The sequence below is a fragment of the Desulfobacter vibrioformis DSM 8776 genome, assembly GCF_000745975.1.
Lineage (GTDB): Bacteria > Desulfobacterota > Desulfobacteria > Desulfobacterales > Desulfobacteraceae > Desulfobacter > Desulfobacter vibrioformis.
This window is the reverse complement of the sequence record NZ_KN050796.1, coordinates 60,434-79,870: the sequence shown is the minus strand read 5'-3', so window position 1 is coordinate 79,870 and position 19,437 is coordinate 60,434. Positions and strand designations below refer to the sequence as shown.

The 19,437-nt window shown below is 50.3% G+C and carries 16 protein-coding genes; 12 read left to right on the top strand and 4 right to left on the bottom strand.

The window, feature by feature from the left end; genetic code table 11:
• Together Q366_RS20610 and lpdA are read right to left on the bottom strand one after the other, a co-directional pair.
• A partial coding sequence (locus Q366_RS20610) for an Ig-like domain-containing protein (RefSeq protein WP_156968254.1) occupies window positions 1-1,946 on the bottom strand: 1,946 nt, incomplete at its 3' end.
• A 108-nt stretch (window positions 1,947-2,054) separates the two neighbouring features.
• A complete protein-coding gene (lpdA, locus tag Q366_RS19535; RefSeq protein WP_035242564.1) occupies window positions 2,055-3,494 on the bottom strand; it encodes a dihydrolipoyl dehydrogenase in 1,440 nt (479 codons plus the stop codon).
• Window positions 3,495-3,767: 273 nt separating this feature from the next.
• Here lpdA and Q366_RS19530 point away from each other — a divergent pair, with 273 nt between their 5' ends.
• The 5 genes from Q366_RS19530 to gcvPB all read left to right on the top strand — a co-directional run bounded on the left by Q366_RS19530 (window position 3,768) and on the right by gcvPB (window position 8,845).
• Window positions 3,768-4,211 carry an Lrp/AsnC family transcriptional regulator gene (locus Q366_RS19530; RefSeq protein ID WP_035242561.1) on the top strand — a complete coding sequence of 148 codons (444 nt, stop codon included), beginning with the start codon at window positions 3,768-3,770 and terminating at the stop codon, window positions 4,209-4,211.
• 39 nt (window positions 4,212-4,250) lie between these two features.
• A complete protein-coding gene (locus Q366_RS19525; RefSeq protein ID WP_035242559.1) occupies window positions 4,251-5,495 on the top strand; it encodes an aminomethyl transferase family protein in 1,245 nt (414 codons plus the stop codon).
• Window positions 5,496-5,652: 157 nt separating this feature from the next.
• Window positions 5,653-6,051, top strand: coding sequence for a glycine cleavage system protein GcvH (gcvH, locus tag Q366_RS19520; RefSeq protein ID WP_035242557.1), 399 nt, complete (start codon window positions 5,653-5,655; stop codon window positions 6,049-6,051).
• A 5-nt stretch (window positions 6,052-6,056) separates the two neighbouring features.
• Complete coding sequence (gene gcvPA, locus Q366_RS19515; protein ID WP_035242555.1) at window positions 6,057-7,394, top strand: aminomethyl-transferring glycine dehydrogenase subunit GcvPA; 1,338 nt, start codon at window positions 6,057-6,059, stop codon at window positions 7,392-7,394.
• Window positions 7,391-8,845, top strand: a complete 1,455-nt coding sequence (gene gcvPB / locus Q366_RS19510) for an aminomethyl-transferring glycine dehydrogenase subunit GcvPB (protein ID WP_035242553.1) — start codon at window positions 7,391-7,393, stop codon at window positions 8,843-8,845. Before gcvPA ends, gcvPB begins: the two co-directional genes overlap by 4 nt.
• On the opposite strand, the gene Q366_RS19505 is transcribed toward gcvPB, so the two are convergent.
• Window positions 8,846-10,465 (bottom strand): AmpG family muropeptide MFS transporter, encoded by a 1,620-nt coding sequence (locus Q366_RS19505; protein WP_035242551.1) that lies wholly within the window; start codon window positions 10,463-10,465, stop codon window positions 8,846-8,848.
• Window positions 10,466-10,504: 39 nt separating this feature from the next.
• The gene (locus Q366_RS19500; RefSeq protein WP_035242549.1) at window positions 10,505-11,344 is read right to left on the bottom strand and encodes an MBL fold metallo-hydrolase; all 840 of its coding nucleotides are present in this window, start codon (window positions 11,342-11,344) and stop codon (window positions 10,505-10,507) included.
• Window positions 11,345-11,645: 301 nt separating this feature from the next.
• On the opposite strand from Q366_RS19500, the gene Q366_RS19495 reads away from it, so the two are divergent.
• From Q366_RS19495 to Q366_RS19465, 7 genes are all read left to right on the top strand, one after another.
• Complete coding sequence (locus tag Q366_RS19495; RefSeq protein WP_035242547.1) at window positions 11,646-13,493, top strand: acyl-CoA dehydrogenase family protein; 1,848 nt, start codon at window positions 11,646-11,648, stop codon at window positions 13,491-13,493.
• 21 nt (window positions 13,494-13,514) lie between these two features.
• Window positions 13,515-13,817 (top strand): phasin family protein, encoded by a 303-nt coding sequence (locus Q366_RS19490; protein ID WP_035242707.1) that lies wholly within the window; start codon window positions 13,515-13,517, stop codon window positions 13,815-13,817.
• Window positions 13,818-13,840: 23 nt separating this feature from the next.
• Window positions 13,841-15,520 (top strand): ABC1 kinase family protein, encoded by a 1,680-nt coding sequence (locus tag Q366_RS19485; protein ID WP_035242705.1) that lies wholly within the window; start codon window positions 13,841-13,843, stop codon window positions 15,518-15,520.
• Between the two features lie 245 nt (window positions 15,521-15,765).
• Window positions 15,766-16,620 carry an ABC transporter substrate-binding protein gene (locus Q366_RS19480; protein ID WP_084691921.1) on the top strand — a complete coding sequence of 285 codons (855 nt, stop codon included), beginning with the start codon at window positions 15,766-15,768 and terminating at the stop codon, window positions 16,618-16,620.
• A 3-nt stretch (window positions 16,621-16,623) separates the two neighbouring features.
• On the top strand, window positions 16,624-17,400 hold the full coding sequence (locus Q366_RS19475) for an ABC transporter ATP-binding protein (protein ID WP_035242543.1): 777 nt from the start codon (window positions 16,624-16,626) through the stop codon (window positions 17,398-17,400).
• Window positions 17,390-18,592, top strand: coding sequence for an ABC transporter substrate-binding protein (locus tag Q366_RS19470; protein ID WP_035242541.1), 1,203 nt, complete (start codon window positions 17,390-17,392; stop codon window positions 18,590-18,592). The genes Q366_RS19475 and Q366_RS19470 overlap by 11 nt, the downstream gene beginning before the upstream one ends.
• Window positions 18,579-19,415, top strand: coding sequence for an ABC transporter permease (locus Q366_RS19465; RefSeq protein ID WP_035242539.1), 837 nt, complete (start codon window positions 18,579-18,581; stop codon window positions 19,413-19,415). The genes Q366_RS19470 and Q366_RS19465 overlap by 14 nt, the downstream gene beginning before the upstream one ends.
• Window positions 19,416-19,437: the final 22 nt, after the last annotated feature.

Here is a 19,437-nt window from a genome sequence, read left to right as displayed (position 1 = left end):
GCGGCATCACCATGGGATGGTGTGCCAACGCTGCTGATGCTCAGCGTGTCCCCGTCAGGATCGCTGTCATTCTTCAGAACGGCAATGGTTACTGAATGGTCTTCATCTGTAACAGCGCTGTCATCCGCTGCAATTGGCGGGTAGTTCACCGCGTTGACCGTCACCGTCACCGTGGCCGTATCTGTTCCCCCGTTGCCGTCGCTCACCGTGTAGGTAAAGGTGTCTGTGCCGGTAAAATCACTCGCCGGTGTGTAAGTGAGGCTGCTATCGTCATTGATCAAGACACTGCCGTAGGACACGTTGTCCACACGCTGAACGCCCAGCGAATCTCCATCCGCATCCGTATCATTGGCGAGCACGTCAATTATAACCGGGGTATCTTCATCTGTAACGGCAATGTCATCAACAGCCATGGGGACATCATTGACAGGGTTCACCGATAGGGTCACAACAGCGGTGTTCAAACCGCCGTTACCATCACTAACGGTATAGGTGAAGCTGTCCGTTCCGTTGAAATCGCGGTCCGGCGTGTACAGGATGGTGTTATCCTCATTGAGGAACACGGTTCCATTGGACGCGTTCGTGACAGATACCACCGTCATGGCATCCCCTTCCCCATCCGTATCATTACCCAGCACATTCACGATGATGCTGCCGTCTTCACCCACACTCGCGGTATCGTTGTTTGCCACAGGAGCTGTATTGGTTTGCGTTGTCGTATCCGGCTCAGCCTGACCTTCGGAACTGTCTTCTCTTTTGCTCTGATTTTCTGTATCTGCCTCGTAAAAATTGATATCCCCGAGCTCGTTCACTTCCAAGAGCCCCACGACGGTATCAGTGTTGTTGTTTGAATTCTGATTAGTTATTCCATCAATTTCCCCATTAGGTTCCAGCCCTTTAGGCGCTTGATCAAGCGATGCATAGAGGCTCTCGGCTTCAGCCATTTTGATTATTTTCAACTCCAAAGTGGCCTGGGCGTCCTGTCGCGCCAATTGCGCATCTTGAAGTTCTTTTTGTGCTGTCATGGCTGCCGCATCAGCTTCCACCGCTGCCAGCCTTGCCGCCTCTGCTGCGGCATCAAGCCGGACTTCGGCAATGGCAATTGCTGCAGCATCATCTGCCGCCTGGGCTTCTTCCAAAGCGGCTTGTGCCTCTTCCACGGCCTGGGCCGCCGCTTCAGCGTCTGCCTCAGACTCAGCTTGGGCTTGGGCTGCTGCTTCTGCCTCGGCTGCTTCCTGATCCGCCTTTTCAAGAGCGGCGTTGGCAGCCACCTCCGCTTGTTCCGCCTCTGCTGCGGCCTGGGCCGCATCCAGCCGCAGGTTCAACTCATGCTGGTAGTTCGAGTCCAGGTCGATGGTGTTGGGCGCCAGTCGCTGGAAGTTATTCAACTCATGTCGGGTCATATCCCGGGAAGATCCCAGGGGTTGATTCTGAATAATATCGAAAATCTGCAAAGGGTCACTGATAAACGCAATATTGCCCATAGCATCCTGGACCACCACGATATGGCCGACGCCGATGGATTCAACACCGATGGACTCAAATCCATCCTGAATATCACAGTTCACCACGGTACCCCGTATACCGATCAATGCCAGAGGGGATTTCAACTTGAAATTATCCGGATTCTGATCCGCAATCTCTCCGGTAACGGTTCTGAATACGCCTTTTGTCATTTCAAACAGCAAGGTGGATGCAGAAGCATTAGAAGGATTGTATATGTAGGAACTAATCGTGGACTGGCTGTCTGCGCCCTGGGACAAAGACGTTTCATCTTCAAAATCAATTTGAAGCTGACTGCCTTCAAATGTGACGATGGTATCCCCCTTGAAAATATCACTGCCGATGGAGAGTGGCCGGGTTCCATCCGAGTTGGTGGCTTGGGCCTGACCCGTAAGACTGATTACGCTTCCAATGGGATTGGTAACATTTATGTTTTCCGTCATTGTTTGCTGCCCGGTATTTTAAAAAAGCGTTGTTGAATTGGAACTTTATAAAATTTGTACAGATTTTAACAATAAATAAATAAAAAAACAATTTAGAGTATCCAAGGGTTATCCATGCAGCGGGATTCCCAATATTTTCAAGGCTGTTTCCCCCATGATTTCAGCCAGGGTGGGATGGGCATGGATGGTGTGCGCCAGGTCCTTTGCGGTCAGCCCTTTGCGGATGGCCAGGGCGGCCTCGGCAATCAGATCGGTTGCATGGGGGCCTGTCATATGAACCCCGAGCACCTTGCCTGACCCCTTTTCCACAATCATCTTTGCCTCTCCTGCAATCTGGTCAATGGCATGGGCTTTTCCCAGGACCCTGAAATTTACAACGGCCGTTTCAATCTCTTTGCCCTGTTCCCGGGCCTGTTGTTCTGTTAATCCCACCGTGCCTATCTCAGGCATGGTAAAAATGGCCCCGGGCACAGCATCATAAGACATGGCGATTTTGGACGTCCCTGTTTGCCCGCAGGCATTTGCTGCGGCCACAAGGCCTTCATGGTATGCCACATGGGCCAGCATCACATGGGCAGGGCCGAGGATATCACCAATGGCGTAAACGTTGTCAACACAGGTCTGCATATATTCATTCACGGCAATCCATCCGGCCTTGTCTGTTTCCAGGCCGATATTTTCAAGGCCCAGCTCTTTTGCCAAAGAACTTCTGCCGATACACACGGCCATGGCATCGGATTGAACAATTTGCGTTTTCAGTTTTCCGGCGGACTGGGTGAATGGACTGGCACCCAGAAAAATATCAAGACCGCTGCTTTTGTTTTCAGCCCGTGTCACAATTGTATCCGTAAGCACTTTAATCCTGCGTTTTTTCATCTCCCGCAACAGCAGCTTTGAACAGGACGCGTCCACGCCCGGTAAAGGAAGGACCCTGTCCATGGCCTCAACAATGGTCACCTGACAGCCAAGGGCACTGAATATAAAAGCGAATTCACTCCCGATCACCCCGCCGCCCACAATGGTTAAAGACGTTGGTATGTAATCCAGGGACAGGATATCATTGGAAGACAAAATTTTTTCATGGTCAAAGGGAAAAGCCGGAACATTCATGGGGACTGTGCCGGCTGCAATGATCAACTTGTCGTACGCCACGGATATGGGCGGTTCCCGGTCAGATACCACCGCAACTTTTCCCGGGCAGACAATTTTCGCCCGGCCCATGACAATATTTACCCCAGCCTTTTCAAGAAGTCCTGCAAGCCCTTTTCTCTGGCTTTCGAGCACGGTTTCCTTTCGTTGCATCAGAGCGCGGATGTCAGGGCTGACCGTACCTGAGATCTTAATCCCCATACTGCCGGCCTTAAGGCAATCGAGCAGCAGGTCTGCTGAATTTTTCATTATTTTAGACGGGATACAGCCGTGATTCAGGCAGGTTCCCCCGAGATTTTCTTTTTCAATCAAGGTCACCCGGGCCCCAAGGCCGGCTGCTCTTAAGGCGGCAACGTAACCGCCGGGGCCTGCGCCGATGATGATGATATTTTCAGCCATATGCATCCTTGTAAATGCTGATTATTTATAATTGCAAATTATATTAGAATTTAAATAGAATATATATGCTTTCATAAATTTTTTCCAAATATTTCTTTAAATTCTTAAAAATCTATTTTTTATATTTGACTCTGCACCTTCAATATCATAAAGTCAAAATACGTTCAGATTAAACCCCCGAAGGTCACGAAAAACACGAAGTATAGTATGCTGATATCTTCGTGAACTTCGTATTCTTCGTGGTAAAATAACATACGCAATAAAAAGAGAAAAATGAAAATTGATGACACCAATATCAGTATCATCCGAGAACTCAAAGACGGTAAAAAACCCTTCAAAAAAATAGCCGACAAGCTGGGCGTTACTGAAAATACTGTCCGGGCCAGGGTTCTCAAGCTTCAGGAAGAAGGCGTGCTTGAGTTCTGCGGACTTGTGGACCCGGCCATGCTGCCGGGCCATAGAAGTGTAATTGTGGGCATTAAGCTGTCCGAGACAAATCTGGTGGAAAAAGGAGAGGAGATCAGCCGCCTGAAAGGCGTCATTTCCGTGTCCGTGGTCACAGGCCGATATGATCTCATGGTGCAGGTTCTGTTCAAAGAAGGATTTGATCTGCTTGAATTTTACACCGATGAAATTTCAAAAATTCACGGGATAGATTCCGTTGAAACCTTTGTGGTTTATAAATCATATAACCTGAAGGTGCCGTACATTTTTTAAAATATACCATTAAATATGCCATAGAAAAGGGGCGCTGTCATGACCAATAATCTAAAAAAAACACCATTAAATGAATGGCACAGGAATGCCGGAGCCAATATGGCTGATTTCGGCGGATTTGACATGCCGCTATGGTATGACTCAGGGGTTAAAAACGAGCATCTTGCCGTGCTTAAATCCGCGGGCATGTTCGACACATCCCATATGGACTGTATCCGGGTACAGGGAAAAGACGCCCCTGCCCTGCTTGATTTCTGCTTCACAAGACAGATCCGGGACCTGTTGCCCGGCAGATGTGTCTACGGCGCATTTTTAGATGACCTGGGACACTGCATTGATGACGCCATTGTTTATAAATTCTCTGAGTTGCGCTTCATGGTTTGTGTGAATGCAGGTATGGGGGCAATGGTCACCGGGCATCTGACTTTGCACAGTGGCGGAAAATCTGTAGAAATAATCAATTTATCAGAGCAGCTTGCCAAACTGGATGTCCAGGGGAAAAATGCCTTGAAAATTGTGTCAGGCCTGGTCAGGGATAAAGAAGACGTTTTTGGCAAAATGCCCTATTTTTCCTTTAAGGGGGATCTGGACCCTGACGCCCCCAATGGGGTGAGGCTTGTGGACGGTACCCCTGTCATTGTGTCAAGGAGCGGGTACACCGGTGAATTTGGTTTTGAAATTTTCATTGCGCCCGATAAAGTTGAAAACCTGTGGTGTGATCTTTTGGACGCAGGCACCCCTTATGGCCTGATGCCATGCGGCCTGGGTGCCCGGGATTCCCTGCGGGCCGGTGCATGCCTGCCCCTGTCCCACCAGGATATCGGACATTTCCCCTTTATCAACCACCCCTGGGAGTTTGCCCTGCCCTTTAAGGCAGGTACCCGGCAGTTTACCAAGACATTTTTAGGGGCCGAAAGTCTAATAAATCTGGAACAGCCATCCTTTACCTATGCCTTTGCCGGAGACTCTTTAAGAAAGGTGGCAGCAGGCGATGCCAGCCGGGTTCTCACCGGACAGGGCCAAGATATCGGAAGGGTTCTGACCTGCGCGACAGACATGGGGATCTTTTGGCATGAAGACCGAATCGTCAGCATCAATACGCCAAACCTGCCCCAGGGTGTTAAAATAAAAGGGCTTGCCTGCGGATTTGTCATGGTAAACCAGCCCCTTGACATGGGTACCCGGCTGACCCTTGCCGAAGGCAAACGCAAAATAGATGTCCGGCTGGTTTCCGACATTCGGCCGGACAGGACAGCAAGGCTTGCAATCAAAAACTTCCAATAGTGTTTGAACGAAAAGTCACCCATCTGCGGCGTTGCATAAAAATTTAAAATCCTCACAACCTCGAGGTTGCTCCGGTTTTAAATTTTTATGCGCCTTGCACCTGGGCAACTTTTCGTCCAAACACCGGCACCATTCAAACACTAAAAAGGAGACGATTATGAAAGCAATAGAAGCGCTTAATTTCCCATCAGACGTTAAGTATACCGATGACCATGAATGGGCAAAGATTGAAGGCGACCTGGTCAGTGTGGGCATTTCTGACTATGCCCAGGACCAGCTTGGCGAAATTGTTTTTGTGGAAATGCCCGAAATCGGTGACACCTTTGGCCAGGGAGACGAATTTGGCAGCGTGGAGTCCGTTAAAGCGGTCTCTGAAATTTTTCTGCCCATTGCAGGTGAAATCGTTGGGGTGAATTCAGAACTTGAAGATGCCCCGGAGCTTGTCAACACCGACTGCTACGGCAAGGGCTGGCTTGTCAAAATTAAACCCGCCGATCTGTCCCAAATGGACAGCCTTAAAGACCAGGCCGCATATTTAGAAATGCTGAAAGGATAAATACCATGCGTTATCTGCCGCATACCAGACAGGACATCGACCAGATGCTGGCTGTAACCGGCCACGACGGCCTGGATCAGCTGTTTGAAACCATTCCCGATTCTGCAAAAACAAAGACCGGCTTGAACCTGCCGGACCCGTTGAGCGAATGGGATTTGAATGCAACCATGGAGGCGCTTTGTTCACAAAACGCGGCATGCAGGTCATATACATGCCTGATGGGCGCCGGTTCCTACGATCACCATATTCCTGCCATTGTGCCCTACCTTGTTTCCAGATCCGAATTTATGACAGCCTACACCCCTTACCAGCCCGAGGTAAGCCAGGGCACCCTGCAGGGGATCTATGAATTTCAAACCATGGTTACAGCGCTTTTAGGTATGGATGTTGCTACGGCATCCCATTACGATGGCGGCACTGCCCTGGCAGAATGCGCATTGATAGCCCTTCACAAATCAAAAAAGGCAAATAAAATTGCCGTATCCAGTCTTGTTCATCCCTCCCATCGCCAGATCATGAAAACCTATCTTCATCCATCCGGATATGAAATGGTTGACATACCGGCAGACAAAAACGGCCTGACAGATGCAAAAGCCTTTAAAGCCATGGATGGCATTGCAGGGGTGGCGGTTCAGTCCCCTAACTTTTTGGGAAACATCGAAGATCTCGGCCATTTCAAAGCCTGTGCCGATGAAAAAAACTGTGTATTCATTACCTCATTTACCGAGGCTTTGGCATATGGTCTGCTGAAAAGTCCGGGATGCTTGGGCGCCGATCTTGTGGCCGGAGAAGGCCAGAGCCTTGGCATGGCCAAAAACTTTGGCGGTCCCGGGCTCGGCCTTTTGGCCGGTACACAGAAAATGATGAGAAATCTTCCCGGCCGGTTTGTGGGAAAAACCACCGATTCCAACGGCCGCAGGGGGTATGTACTGACCCTTGCCACCAGGGAGCAGCATATCCGCAGGGAAAAAGCCTCTTCCAATATCTGCTCCAACAACGGGCTCAACGCCATGACCGCAGCCATCTATATGGCCGCAGCAGGAAAAAACGGGATCAGGGAAATTGCCCGGCTCAATCATGACAAGGCTGTTTACCTGAAAAACATACTGGTGGGTGCCGGATTTGAGTCTGTTTATGACGGTGCTTTTTTCAATGAATTTGTTCTTAAAGCCCCGGCCGGATTTGCGGCCAGGCGAAGGGAACTGGCCGAAAAACATAATTTATTTGCAGGGATCTGCCTTGAACTCTATTACCCTGACATGGCAGACCATTATCTTTTCTGTGCCACGGAGACCGTGTCCGGACAGGCCATGGACCTTTTGGCAAAGGAGCTGAAATCATGACACAGCCAGGCACAAGCGGCCTTATCTTTAACGAACCTGAACTGTGGGAAAAAAGCCGGGAAGGCAGATGCGGCATCTCCATACCCAAAAGCGATGTGCCAAGAGCTGATCTTGATCCGGCACTCACCGGTGATGCCCCAAAACTTCCGCAATTGTCCGAACTGGATGTTGTCCGCCATTTTACCCGCCTGTCCCAATGGAACTTTTGTATAGATTCAGGCATGTATCCGTTGGGATCCTGCACCATGAAATACAATCCCAAAACCAATGAGGTCCAGGCCGCCCGTAAAGGATTTGCCGCTGCCCATCCCCTGGCCGGGGATGAATTTTCCCAGGGGGCTTTAAAACTGATGTATGAGTTGGAGCAACTGCTCGGACAGATCACGGGATTTCCCGCTGTCACGTTGCAGCCGGCTGCCGGGGCCCATGGGGAACTCACCGGCATGCTCATGATCCATGCCTGGCACGCCAAACAGGGGAAACAACGTTCAAAGATCCTGATCCCGGACACGGCCCATGGCACCAACCCTGCGTCCGCAACCCTTTGCGGGTACCGGTCCGTGAATATCAAGTCAGGTTCCAAAGGGATACTGGAACCCCGGACCATTGCCGAGGCCATGGACGAAGATACCGCCGGCATCATGATCACCAACCCCAACACCCTGGGTCTGTTTGAGGAAAACATCAAAGAGGTCTGTGACATTGTCCATGCCAAGGGCGGCCTTGTCTACGGAGACGGTGCCAACATGAATGCCGTCATGGGGATCATCAAGCCCGGCGAACTGGGCATTGATGTGCTTCATTTAAATCTTCACAAGACCTTTTCCACCCCCCATGGCGGTGGCGGACCCGGTTCCGGCCCGGTGGCCGTGACCCGGGACCTGACTCCCTTTCTGCCTGTGCCGCGGATTGAAAAAAAGAACGGCACCTACGCCTTTATTACAAATTTTCCCGACACCATCGGCCGGATGCACACCTTTTATGGTCATTTCGGCGTCATGGTCAGGGCCTTTGCCTATATTCTGTCCATGGGCAGCGACGGCTTAAAGCGTGCCTCCCAGCTTGCCGTGCTCAATGCCAACTACATCAAGGAAAGCCTTAAAACCACCCTGGACCTGCCCTATGACCGGCCCTGCATGCATGAATGTGTATTTACGGACAAAAGCGTTCAAGAGTACCATATCAGCACCATGGATATGGCCAAGCGTCTTCTGGATTACGGATTTCATCCCCCCACGGTATATTTTCCCCTGGTGGTGGATGCAGCCTTTATGGTGGAGCCCACTGAAACCGAATCCAAAGATGACCTGGACCAGTTCATTGCGGCGGTAAAAGCCATTGTTAAAGAGGCAGCTTCGACCCCGGAATTATTGAAATCAGCGCCCCATCTTCCCAAGGTGACACGGCTGGATGAGGTGGCTGCCGCACGCAAACCCTGTCTTAAAGGGTGATCAGGATTTTTGCTTCATTGACCCCTGCAGCCGAGACACCTGCAGCCGAACCCCGCAGATCAAAATTAAGATGAGAACCGGGATACCCATCACGCAAGTCACGGTGAAAAACACAGGGTATCCCAGTTGGTCCACCATGGTTCCGGAATATCCGGAAAACACCTTGGGTACAAGGGTCATTAATGACGAAAATACGGCATACTGGATGGCGGTGAACCGGACATTGGTCAGACTGGATAAAAAGGCCACAAATGCAGCACCGGCCAGACCGCCTGCCAGGTTGTCCGCGGAAATCACAAGGTAGAGCATGGGCAGGGACGGACCGGTCCAGGCCAACAGAACGAATAAAAGATTTGTAACCGCTGACAGCAATGCCCCGGCAAAAAGAATACGCATCACCCCGAACCGGATAGACAGGGTGCCCCCCAGAAAACCGCCGGCAATGGTCATGAACAGTCCGAAGGTTTTTACAATGCTTGCGATTTGAATTTTTGAAAATCCCATGTCCTGGTAAAAGACATTGGAAATAACACCCAGAACAATGTCCGAAATCCGGTACAGGCCGATAAGTGCAAGAAGCAGCCAGGCCAGGCCTGCACCGTACCGGGAAAAAAAATCCGATACAGGTTCGACATAGGCAGACCGGATCATTTCCATATCCGCCACCTTCAGAACCACCATCACCCGTGCGGCCAGAAGCGCTGCACAAAGGCCCGCGGCAAGCCGTACGGTTTCAATGATAAATCCGGCGCCAGAGGGGTTTTTCACGACAGAAAGCACCTGTTCCTCTAATGTTGATGCGATCCCGGATGAAAAATAGAACCATCCCACAAAGGCTGCGGCAGACACTAAAAAAAGAATAAAAAACCGGGCATGATCCGTGGTCCGGGATCGATTTGCTTGTTTGACCGTTATGTCAGGTTCTTTAATCACAAACACAGTGATCATGCCAATGGCCATCAGCCCAGCCATGATCTGGTAGGCCATGCGCCAGGCCGTGTAATCATAAGCACCCGGGGATGAGCCTTTGATCTGGGCCAGAAACAGGGCACCGGCACCTGCGGCCAGCATCCCGATGCGGTATCCGGCAATATACACCGAAGCCATCAGGGCCTGGAGTTCTTCGCCTGCCGATTCAATGCGAAAGGCATCAATGGCAATGTCCTGGGTGGCCGAAGAAAAACCTAATGCCACGGCTGCCAGGGCCATCAAAGATAAAGAGGCCTCTGCCTTTGCCGGATCAATCATGGACATGGCAAAAATGGCTGCTGCAATGCAGATCTGGGCCAGGAGTATCCAGGCCCTGCGCCGGCCAAGACACCGGGTCATCACGGGAATGGGCATCTGATCCACCAAAGGGGCCCAGATAAATTTAAAGGAATACCCCAGGGCAGCCCAGGAAAAAAAAGTGACTGCCGACCGCTGGATACCTGCCTCCCGAAGCCAAAGGGACAGGGAGGAAAAAATCAGCAGAATGGGAAGCCCTGCGCTGAACCCGAAAAAGAGCATGGTCACCACCCGGGGGTGGGCAAAATTCTTGACAGCCTCCCAGGTTTTTGGGGAAAAACGCTGGAGGGGTGATGCCAAAAAACGTAAAAAAATTAATAAGGTGCGTGGCATAATTAAGAACAGAACCTGCCGCCCGATTTCATATCAGGGCTATAAAAAGATTTCAAAATCCGCAGAGACGGCATAACAGGAGGTGGGAAGGTGATTCTCATTGAAAAACCGCCGGCACTGGCCAACCATGGCATCCACCTGGTCATCGGTTCTGTCCTGGTTGATATGGATCAGACCGAGCTGCCCCACTGCGGCCCGGGCGCTTAAATCCAGAACATCGGACAGACAGGAGTGGCCCCACCCGGTTTTATCCGGGTATTCATCATCCGTGTACTCGGCGTCATGGAACAGTACATCCGCATCCTTTGAGAACTTGATGTACGCTTCAACGCCTTTGCCCTGGGAATGGGCATATCCCAGTTCATTGTCCGTAAGAAACACAAATGTTTTCCCATTTTCCGTAAACCGGTATCCCATGCTGTCCCGGGAATGGGATGTGGGAATTGTCTCAATATCCAGGCTGCCGATGGAAAAACGCTTGTTCAAGGATGAATCAAACCGGATATCGGCGTTGTAATCCTCTAACCTCACGGGGAAAAAAGGCATGCACAGAATCCTGTCAATGATCTGGCTTGTGGTCAGGCCGTCAAAGGTACGGTCCTGGATATGGACCGTTGTGTCCGAATAAAGCAGGGGGTGAAAAAAGGGCAGACCAAGGATGTGATCCCAGTGGGTATGGGTCAACAGCAGATAGCATGTCTTAATTTTTCTTTGGACCAGACGCTTTCCAAGCCTGCGGATACCGGTACCTGCGTCAATGATGACGATTTCACCGGAATCCGCCTGGATTTCAAAACAAGTGGTATCGCCGCCGCACCGGATATATTGCGGCCCTGATACACTGACTGATCCCCTGGATCCCCAACATTTTATCCGCATGCGTTTTTTGTATCCATCAGTTAGACCATTATTTTACAGAACCAATATCTTGAATTTCCGATGAAACCGGGACAAAAATTATTCTTTCTTAACAGAAAAAAAACTATATTTAAACCCTCTTACATGAATAAATACCAGGATAAGAAAACAGCTTTGACAATTTATATCAACTATTTTTAAAAAGTTTTGGAAATATCATCCTTTTTATACTACATATACCATGCTTTTCGTCAGTCCGTATGTTGTTGGGCGCAACACATGCCCACATCAACCATGAATATTATAGAAAGGAAATCATAATATGGCACAGCCAATCGCAGACAGACGCGACGTAGATTTTGTATTGCATGAACAAATCGGAACGGTTGATCATGAATTATTTGAAGAGTTCAATAAAAAAACCATTGACCTGATTGTCTCCGAGGCAAGGACCCTTGCCATCAAGGAGATCCTGCCCACATTCAAGGACGGGGATGAGATCGGCTGTACCCTTGAGAACGGTAAAGTCACCACGCCGGAATCCTTTAAGCGGGCCTGGAAGCTGTTCTGCCAAGGAGAATGGCTGGCCATGTGCGATGATCCGGATGTGGGGGGCCAGGGCATGCCCAAAACCGTGGGGTGTGCAGCACTGGAATATATGGTGGGCGCCAACTCCGCCTTTATGCTCTATTACGGCATGACCCACGGCGCAGCCAAGCTGGTGGAAGCCTTTGGTGATGAGACCCAGAAAAAACTGTACATGAAAAAAATGTTTGCAGGCCAATGGGGCGGCACCATGCTTCTGACAGAACCCGAGGCCGGTTCCGATGTGGGGGCCCTGACCACCACCGCCACCCTGAACCATGACGGCACCTACACCATCCAGGGCACAAAGATTTTTATCTCTGCAGGCGAACACGACCTTTGCGAGAACATCATCCATCCGGTCCTTGCCCGTATTGAGGGTGCACCTGCCGGTACCCGGGGAATCTCCTTGTTTCTGGTACCCAAATACCTGGTGAATGAAGACGGATCCCCGGGTGAATTCAACAATGTGGTATGCACGGGCCTGGAAGAAAAGATGGGGATTCACGGCAATGCCACCTGCACCCTGTCTCTGGGAGACAAAGGACCTTGTATCGGCACCCTTCTCGGCGAAGAGAACAAGGGTATGCCGGAAATGTTTAAAATGATGAACGAATCCCGGGCCTTTGTGGGACTCCAGGGTTTTGCCGTGGCTTCGGCCGCTTATATGAACGCCCTTGATTATGCCAGAACCCGGGTCCAAGGCCGGCATCTGACAGCGGGCAAGGATGCCAACGCCCAAAACGTCACCATCATCAACCACCCGGATGTCAAACGCCAGCTGTTAAACATGAAGGTCTACACCGAAGGCATGCGCTCCCTGCTCTATTATTATGCCAAATGCGAGGACATTGTTCACACCACGGATGATCCGGAATTAAAGGCGAATACCGCGGCGTTGATCGAGGTGCTCACCCCCATTGTCAAAGGCTATATCACGGACAAGGCCCTTGAGGTCTGTTCCCACGGTGTCCAGGTTTACGGCGGATACGGATACTGCAAAGAATTTCCGGCAGAGCAACTCATGCGCGATTCCAGAATTTTCATGATTTACGAAGGCACCAACGGCATCCAGGCCATGGATCTTCTGGGCCGCAAGCTGTCCATGAACAAGGGCCAAAGTTTTGCCTATTTCCTGACTCAAATCAGAAAAACCGTAAATGAGGCCAAAGAGATCCAAGGCATCACAGCGCTTGCCGAAAAGATGGAACTTGCCCTGGACCGGTATGAAGCCCTTGCCTATGAGATCGGTGCAAGGGCAAGGTCTGAAATGGCCCTTAACGCCTATGCGTTTGCCCATCCCTTCCTGGAAATCACAGGGGAGATTACCTTTGCCTGGATGCATCTGTGGCGGGCCTGCATTGCCGCGCCCAAACTGGCTAAAAAAGCGGGATCGCTTGATCCCGAAGCCGTGGCTGCCAAGGCCCGCGCCAACAAAGACGCAGCCTTTTATGCAGGGCAGATGGCATCGGCCAGATTTTTTATTCATACACTTTTACCCGGATCCTATGGTAAAATGGATGCCATTCTTGAAGGGGATACCTGTGTGGAAGATATATTGGACGTATCCTTTGGCTCAAAATGAAAACCAATGGAGGAAAAGGACATGCTTGAAACCATAAAAAACAGCCTGCTCACCGGAGTGGGCATGGCCCTGCGCTCTAAAAAGGAAATTGAGGCCCTTGCCAAGGAATTTGCAGAGCAGTCTGAGATGAACCAGAAAGAGGCAAAGGACTTTTTAGAAGAGTGTAAAAAACGGTATGATGACGCAAAATCCAGCCTTGATAAAAAAATTGAACAAGTTGTGGAATCTGCGCTCAAACGCCTGGATTTGCCCACCCATGGGGAAATTGACGCACTGAATGCCCGGATTGATGAACTGTCCGAAAAATTTGAAAAGGATGCCTGAAACCCAGGTCTTTGGCCCTGACCATGCTCAGCTTTAAGACCGTTTCCAACGTTACCAAACGGTACCGTCATCTGGTCCGTTACCAGCAGATCATTGGCATCATTTTCAAATACGGATTTGAGAATATTATTGATGCCATGAAGATTGATCATTATCTCGATAAAATTGTATTCTCAAAACCCCACGAGAAACTGTCCAGGAATCAGCGGATCAGGATGGTGCTGGAGGAACTTGGGCCCACCTTCATCAAAATGGGCCAGGTATTATCCTCCCGCCCCGACCTGATCCCCCTGGACCTGATCCGGGAGCTTGCTAAACTCCAGGACAAAGTCCCGTCCTTTTCGTTTGAACAAGTCAGACAAATTATCCTTTCAGAGTTCGGCAAACCCATCAGTGAGGTGTTCCATTCCTTTGATGGATCTCCTTTTGCTTCGGCCTCCATCGGACAGGTTCACCGGGCAGAACTGTCGCCAAACGAACCGGTGGCGGTAAAAGTTCAGCGCCCCGGTATCCGCAAAATAGTCGAAGTGGATCTGGAAATCATCCACTACCTGGCCCAGGTCATGGAAAAAAACCTGGAAGAGATGGCCATATTCCGACCCGTTAAAATCGTTGAAGAGTTTGCCCGGTCCCTGGAAAAGGAGCTGGATTACACGGTGGAGGCGGCCAATATGGAACAGATGGCAGAGCAGTTTGCCAAAACACCATCCATCCATATTCCCGAATTGCACCGGTCCCATTCCACACAACGGGTCCTGTGCATGGAATTTATCCGGGGGATCAAGGCAGATGATATTGATGCCATTGACCGGGCAGGTCTTGACAGAAAAAAAATCACGCGCCTTGGGGCGGATTTCATCATGCGCCAGGTGTTTGAGTTTGGTTTTTTCCATGCGGATCCACATCCGGGCAATATCTTCATCCTGGAAGACATGCGCATTTGTGTGATTGATTTCGGCATGACCGGATTTGTGGATCTTGCCACCCGGGAGCTGTTTATTGACCTGCTCCAGGCCCTGGCCTCAAAAAACAGCCAGGATACTGCCCGCCTGGTCTGCCGCCTGGCCGAGGCCAACGGGCAGGTCAATATGGCCACCCTGGAAAAGGACATTTCCCAGTTTTCTGCTGTATACCTGTCCAGAAAACTAAAAGAGATCCTTCCCAGCCGGATGATCCAGCAGTTTCTTGAACTGTGCACCCGGCACGGATTAAAAATACCGCCGGACCTGTTTTTAATGATAAAGGCCTTTATCAGTATTGAAGCAGTAGCCCGCAAGCTGGACCCGGAGTTTGATATGCTTGGCCACGCCCGGCCCTATGTCAGGGCAGCTGCCTTGCGCAAGTATTCAGTGCACCGCCTTTCCAGGGAATTCACCCGCCTGGCCAGGGATATCTTTGCCCTGTTGCAGACCCTGCCATCGGATACAAGCCAGATCATCACACAGATCAAACAGGGTGAAATCAAGGTATCCATCAAAATAGAAGGCATGGAACGGTTGATGATGACCCAGGACCAGACATCCAACCGGATCTCCTTTGCCATTATCATTGCCGCCCTGATCCTGGGTTCGGCCATTGTACTCAACTCCCGTATCCCGCCCATAATTTTCGGAGTCTCCATCATCGGCATTGCCGGATTCATTGCTGCGGCTGTCCTTGGTCTCTGGCTGTTGGTGGCCATTATTCGCAGGGGACGATTATAAGAACCGCAAATTTCGCTCAATTTATTTCATCTGCTGGCCTGGCATGGGTTTCATCCATAAATTGCGTTACGAACTTGCCAATGCATTCCGGGCTGTGTTAAAGTCCTTCACAATTAAAGTCAAAAATCAATAAATGCAAAACATTTGAGGCTGCCCTGACTATCCGAATCGGACATTTTATCAGTATTGATCATCTGATACTGGGAACTGCTTTGCCCCGTTACATCCACTGTAAGGGGCCAGGTATGGATACGGATGTTATACCTTTTATCATGCGTTCCTGGGAACAGGTGGAAAAAGGATTTTCATCCGGTGATATCAATGCCGCGTTCATGGATATTGCCCAGGCCATGTATCTGTTTGACAAGGGACTGGCCATTTCCATGCTCATGTTCACCCACAGGGCCGGCAGCAGAATCATTGTACCTGAACAAATCCAAAGATTGGCAGACCTCAGGGGAAAAAGTATGTTGATCCCCCACAGACTTAGTATTCAGCATATGCTTGTTCACAGGCTTCTGAATGCAGGAAAGTTGAAAATTTCCTATCCGGGGAGATCGGAAGAAGGCGTCGGCATTGAAGCGGTTCCGTGTGAACTGATGCCGGAAATGGCAGATTCGGACCCTGACGGCGATATTGCCGCTTTTATCTGCCCTGCCCCCTTTGGTGACGCCGGGATTGAGAAAAAAAGATTCAAACGTCTGCTCATTTCCCGGGACCTGTGGAAGGTTCATCCGGGTTCCGTATTCGTGGTACACCAGGATCTGCTCAGGACCAAAAGGGAAAGTTTGGCCCTGATGGTCAGCTGCCTTCTTGACAGTGCCCAACAGCTTGACCGGTATATGTCATCCCCGGACACTGCCGCAAAGGAGATTGAAAGCATGTCAGCCTCTTTTTTAGGCCTGTCTGCCGGGCAGACGCAAAGGGCACTTAAAACATCGGGGATAACCTATTGCCCCAAACTTCTGGTTCCGGATATGGAAATTTTAAACATCGTGCTTGATTATATGCGCACAACCATGAAGGTCATGCCGGCCGGCACAGACCTTAATGGATTTATCAAACCGGACTTTGTTCATACTGCTCTGTCGGAAATATAGCACTTGAAAATAGATATTGAAAAAATCTGCAAATCCTACGACGGACCGGGAAAAAAACACCACCAGGTTCTCAAGGATATTTCATTTTCCATAAATCCGGGAGATTTTGTGATTATTCTGGGGGAGTCGGGTTGCGGAAAAACCACCCTGCTGAACATGCTGGCAGGGCTTGAAAATCCGACCAGCGGTCAAATCCGGGTGAACGGCGACCCCATTACCGGCATCCACCCGTCGCGTTCCATGATGTTCCAGCAGCCGGCCCTGATCCCCTGGCTCAGCGTTAAGAAAAACGTGGCCTATGGCTGTAAAATCAGAAAAGATACCCAGGATCTGGAATACCGGGTAAGCCAGTTTCTGGAAATCATGGGGCTGGCAGGTGCGGCTGACGTGAAACCCGGCCAGCTCTCCCTGGGCATGGCCCAGCGGGTTTGCCTGGCCAGGGCACTGGTGGGACGTCCCCAGGTTCTGCTGCTTGACGAACCCTTTGCCTCTTTGGACACCTTTACCCAGGCCCATATCCAGGAGGAACTGGTAAACCTGTGGATGTCGGAAAATTTTACCTCAGTCTTTGTCACCCACGATATTGATGAAGCCATACGGCTTGGAAATAAAATTGTGGTTCTGGCAGGTTCTCCTGCCGGCATCTCTGATATTTTCGATATTGATGTCCCCTATCCCCGAAACCAGAATGATCCTGTGATCAAAACCCTGAGAACCGATATTCTCCATCGGTTTAAAATCGCATATTTAGTCAAACGGAGCCTGACGGATGGAATTTAACCATGCTAGGCCGACATGCCCCAACGGCATTTCACGGCGAAAATTTTTAAAAACGATAATACAGACGGCAGGTGCGGCCGCCTGCACCCCCATGGCATTTCCGTGCCTGGCAGCGGCAAACAAAAGGCCGTTAAAAATAGGGTATCTGCCCATTACAGATGCCACACCCCTGCTTGTTGCATACAGTCTGGGCTATTTTTCCCATGAAGGACTTCATGTGGAACGCCCGGTCATGGTGCGTTCATGGAATTTACTCACTGAATCCTTTTTAACGGGGAAATTTGACCTGGTCCACATGCTCTTCCCCATCCCCGTATGGATGCGATTCAAGCAGAACATACCTGTCAAGGTCCTGGCCTGGGATCATACCAACGGCAGTGCGGTCACTGTCAAAGCAGACTCCGGCATCAACCGGTTTGCGGATCTTTCCGGTAAACAGGTGGCTGTTCCCTCATGGTATTCCATGCACAATCTGGTCATGCAGTTAGGCCTTCAGGCCCAGGGGCTTGAACCTGTAATCCGTCCGCCGGGCTCAAAGCTTGCCCCCCACGAGGTGAACCTGTTTATCCTGCCGCCTCCGGATATGCCCCAGGCGCTTTTGGGTAAGAAAATAGACGCATTTATCGTGGCAGACCCCTTCAACGCCCTGGCCCAGGAAAAATTTTCAGCAAAAATAATGCGATATTCAGGAGATATTTGGAAAAATCATCCCTGTTGTGTTATCGTGGTCAAAGACGATCTGATCCTGCAAAATCAAGCCATGATCCAAAAGGCGGTAAACGCCATTGTGCGCGCCCAGGCGTGGTGCCTGCAGAATCCCAGGGAAACCGCCCACCTGCTCAGCAGGGAGGGTGAAGGATTTCTGCCGGTAAATGAATCCGTCCTGAACCGGGTTTTTGGTTCGATTCCCGAAAAAGAACTGGTACATCCCCAGTGGAATGTCGAAAGAATCGGGTTCCAGCCGTTTCCTTATCCATCAGCCACCCGGTTTATTCTGGAACAAATGAAAAAAACCAAAGTCGAGGGCAACACGGATTTTCTGACCCCCCTTGATACAAACACAGCGGTTGCACAACTTGTGGACGACCGTTTTGTCAGAAAGGCCCTTGACGACATGGGAGGCATAAAAGCATTCTGCCAGTGCGACATGAAAGATGCATTGGCCCGGGAAGAAACCATTGAAATCAACTGAAAAAAAGATCCACAACAGGTCTGATCTGGTCGGATTGTCACCATTTTTAACCCGGGCATGGTCGGGCTGGAAATATGAACTGGCCGGACTTATCCTGTCTGTCTGCGCCTGGGCAGTTGTGACACAGTTCATTTTCACCCGGCCCGGATTGTCCTATTTTAAAGGATTTCTGCCCGGCCCCACCCTGGCGGCTCTGACAGACGCGTTTCAGAATCCCAGATTCTGGGTGTCGGTTTTTGCAAGCCTGCGAAGAATTGCTGTGGGCGTCGCCATATCAGCGGCCATCGGGCTTCCCCTGGGCGTTCTTATCGGTTTTTTTACACGTCTTCGCAAGCTGACGCATTCGCCGATTCAATTCGTAAGAATGATCAGCCCCCTGTCCTGGATGCCCATTGCACTGCTTTTATTTACCAGCTTTGAATCCGCTGTTTATTTTTTAATTGTAATGGCAACGATTTGTCCTATAATACTGAACACAGCCATTGGTGTCATGGACATTAATCCCCAGTGGATAAAAATGGCTTTAAACCAGGGGGCCAATAACGTCCAACTCATTCAGACGATTATTATTCCATATTCCATTCCCCATATGATGACCAGCATCAGGCTGGCACTGGGGATTGCATGGATTGTTTTGGTTCCGGCAGAGTTTTTAGGGGTATCATCAGGCCTGGGCTATCTGATTAACGATGCCAGGGATACCATGGAGTACGATAAACTTATGGCCCTAATAATTGCCATCGGCATACTGGGATTTATGCTCGACAGAGTTTTCCAGAAATTGCAGCACCGGTTCAACTGGTCATGGGCCAATGATGTTTAAGCACATAATTTTTGATTTTTTA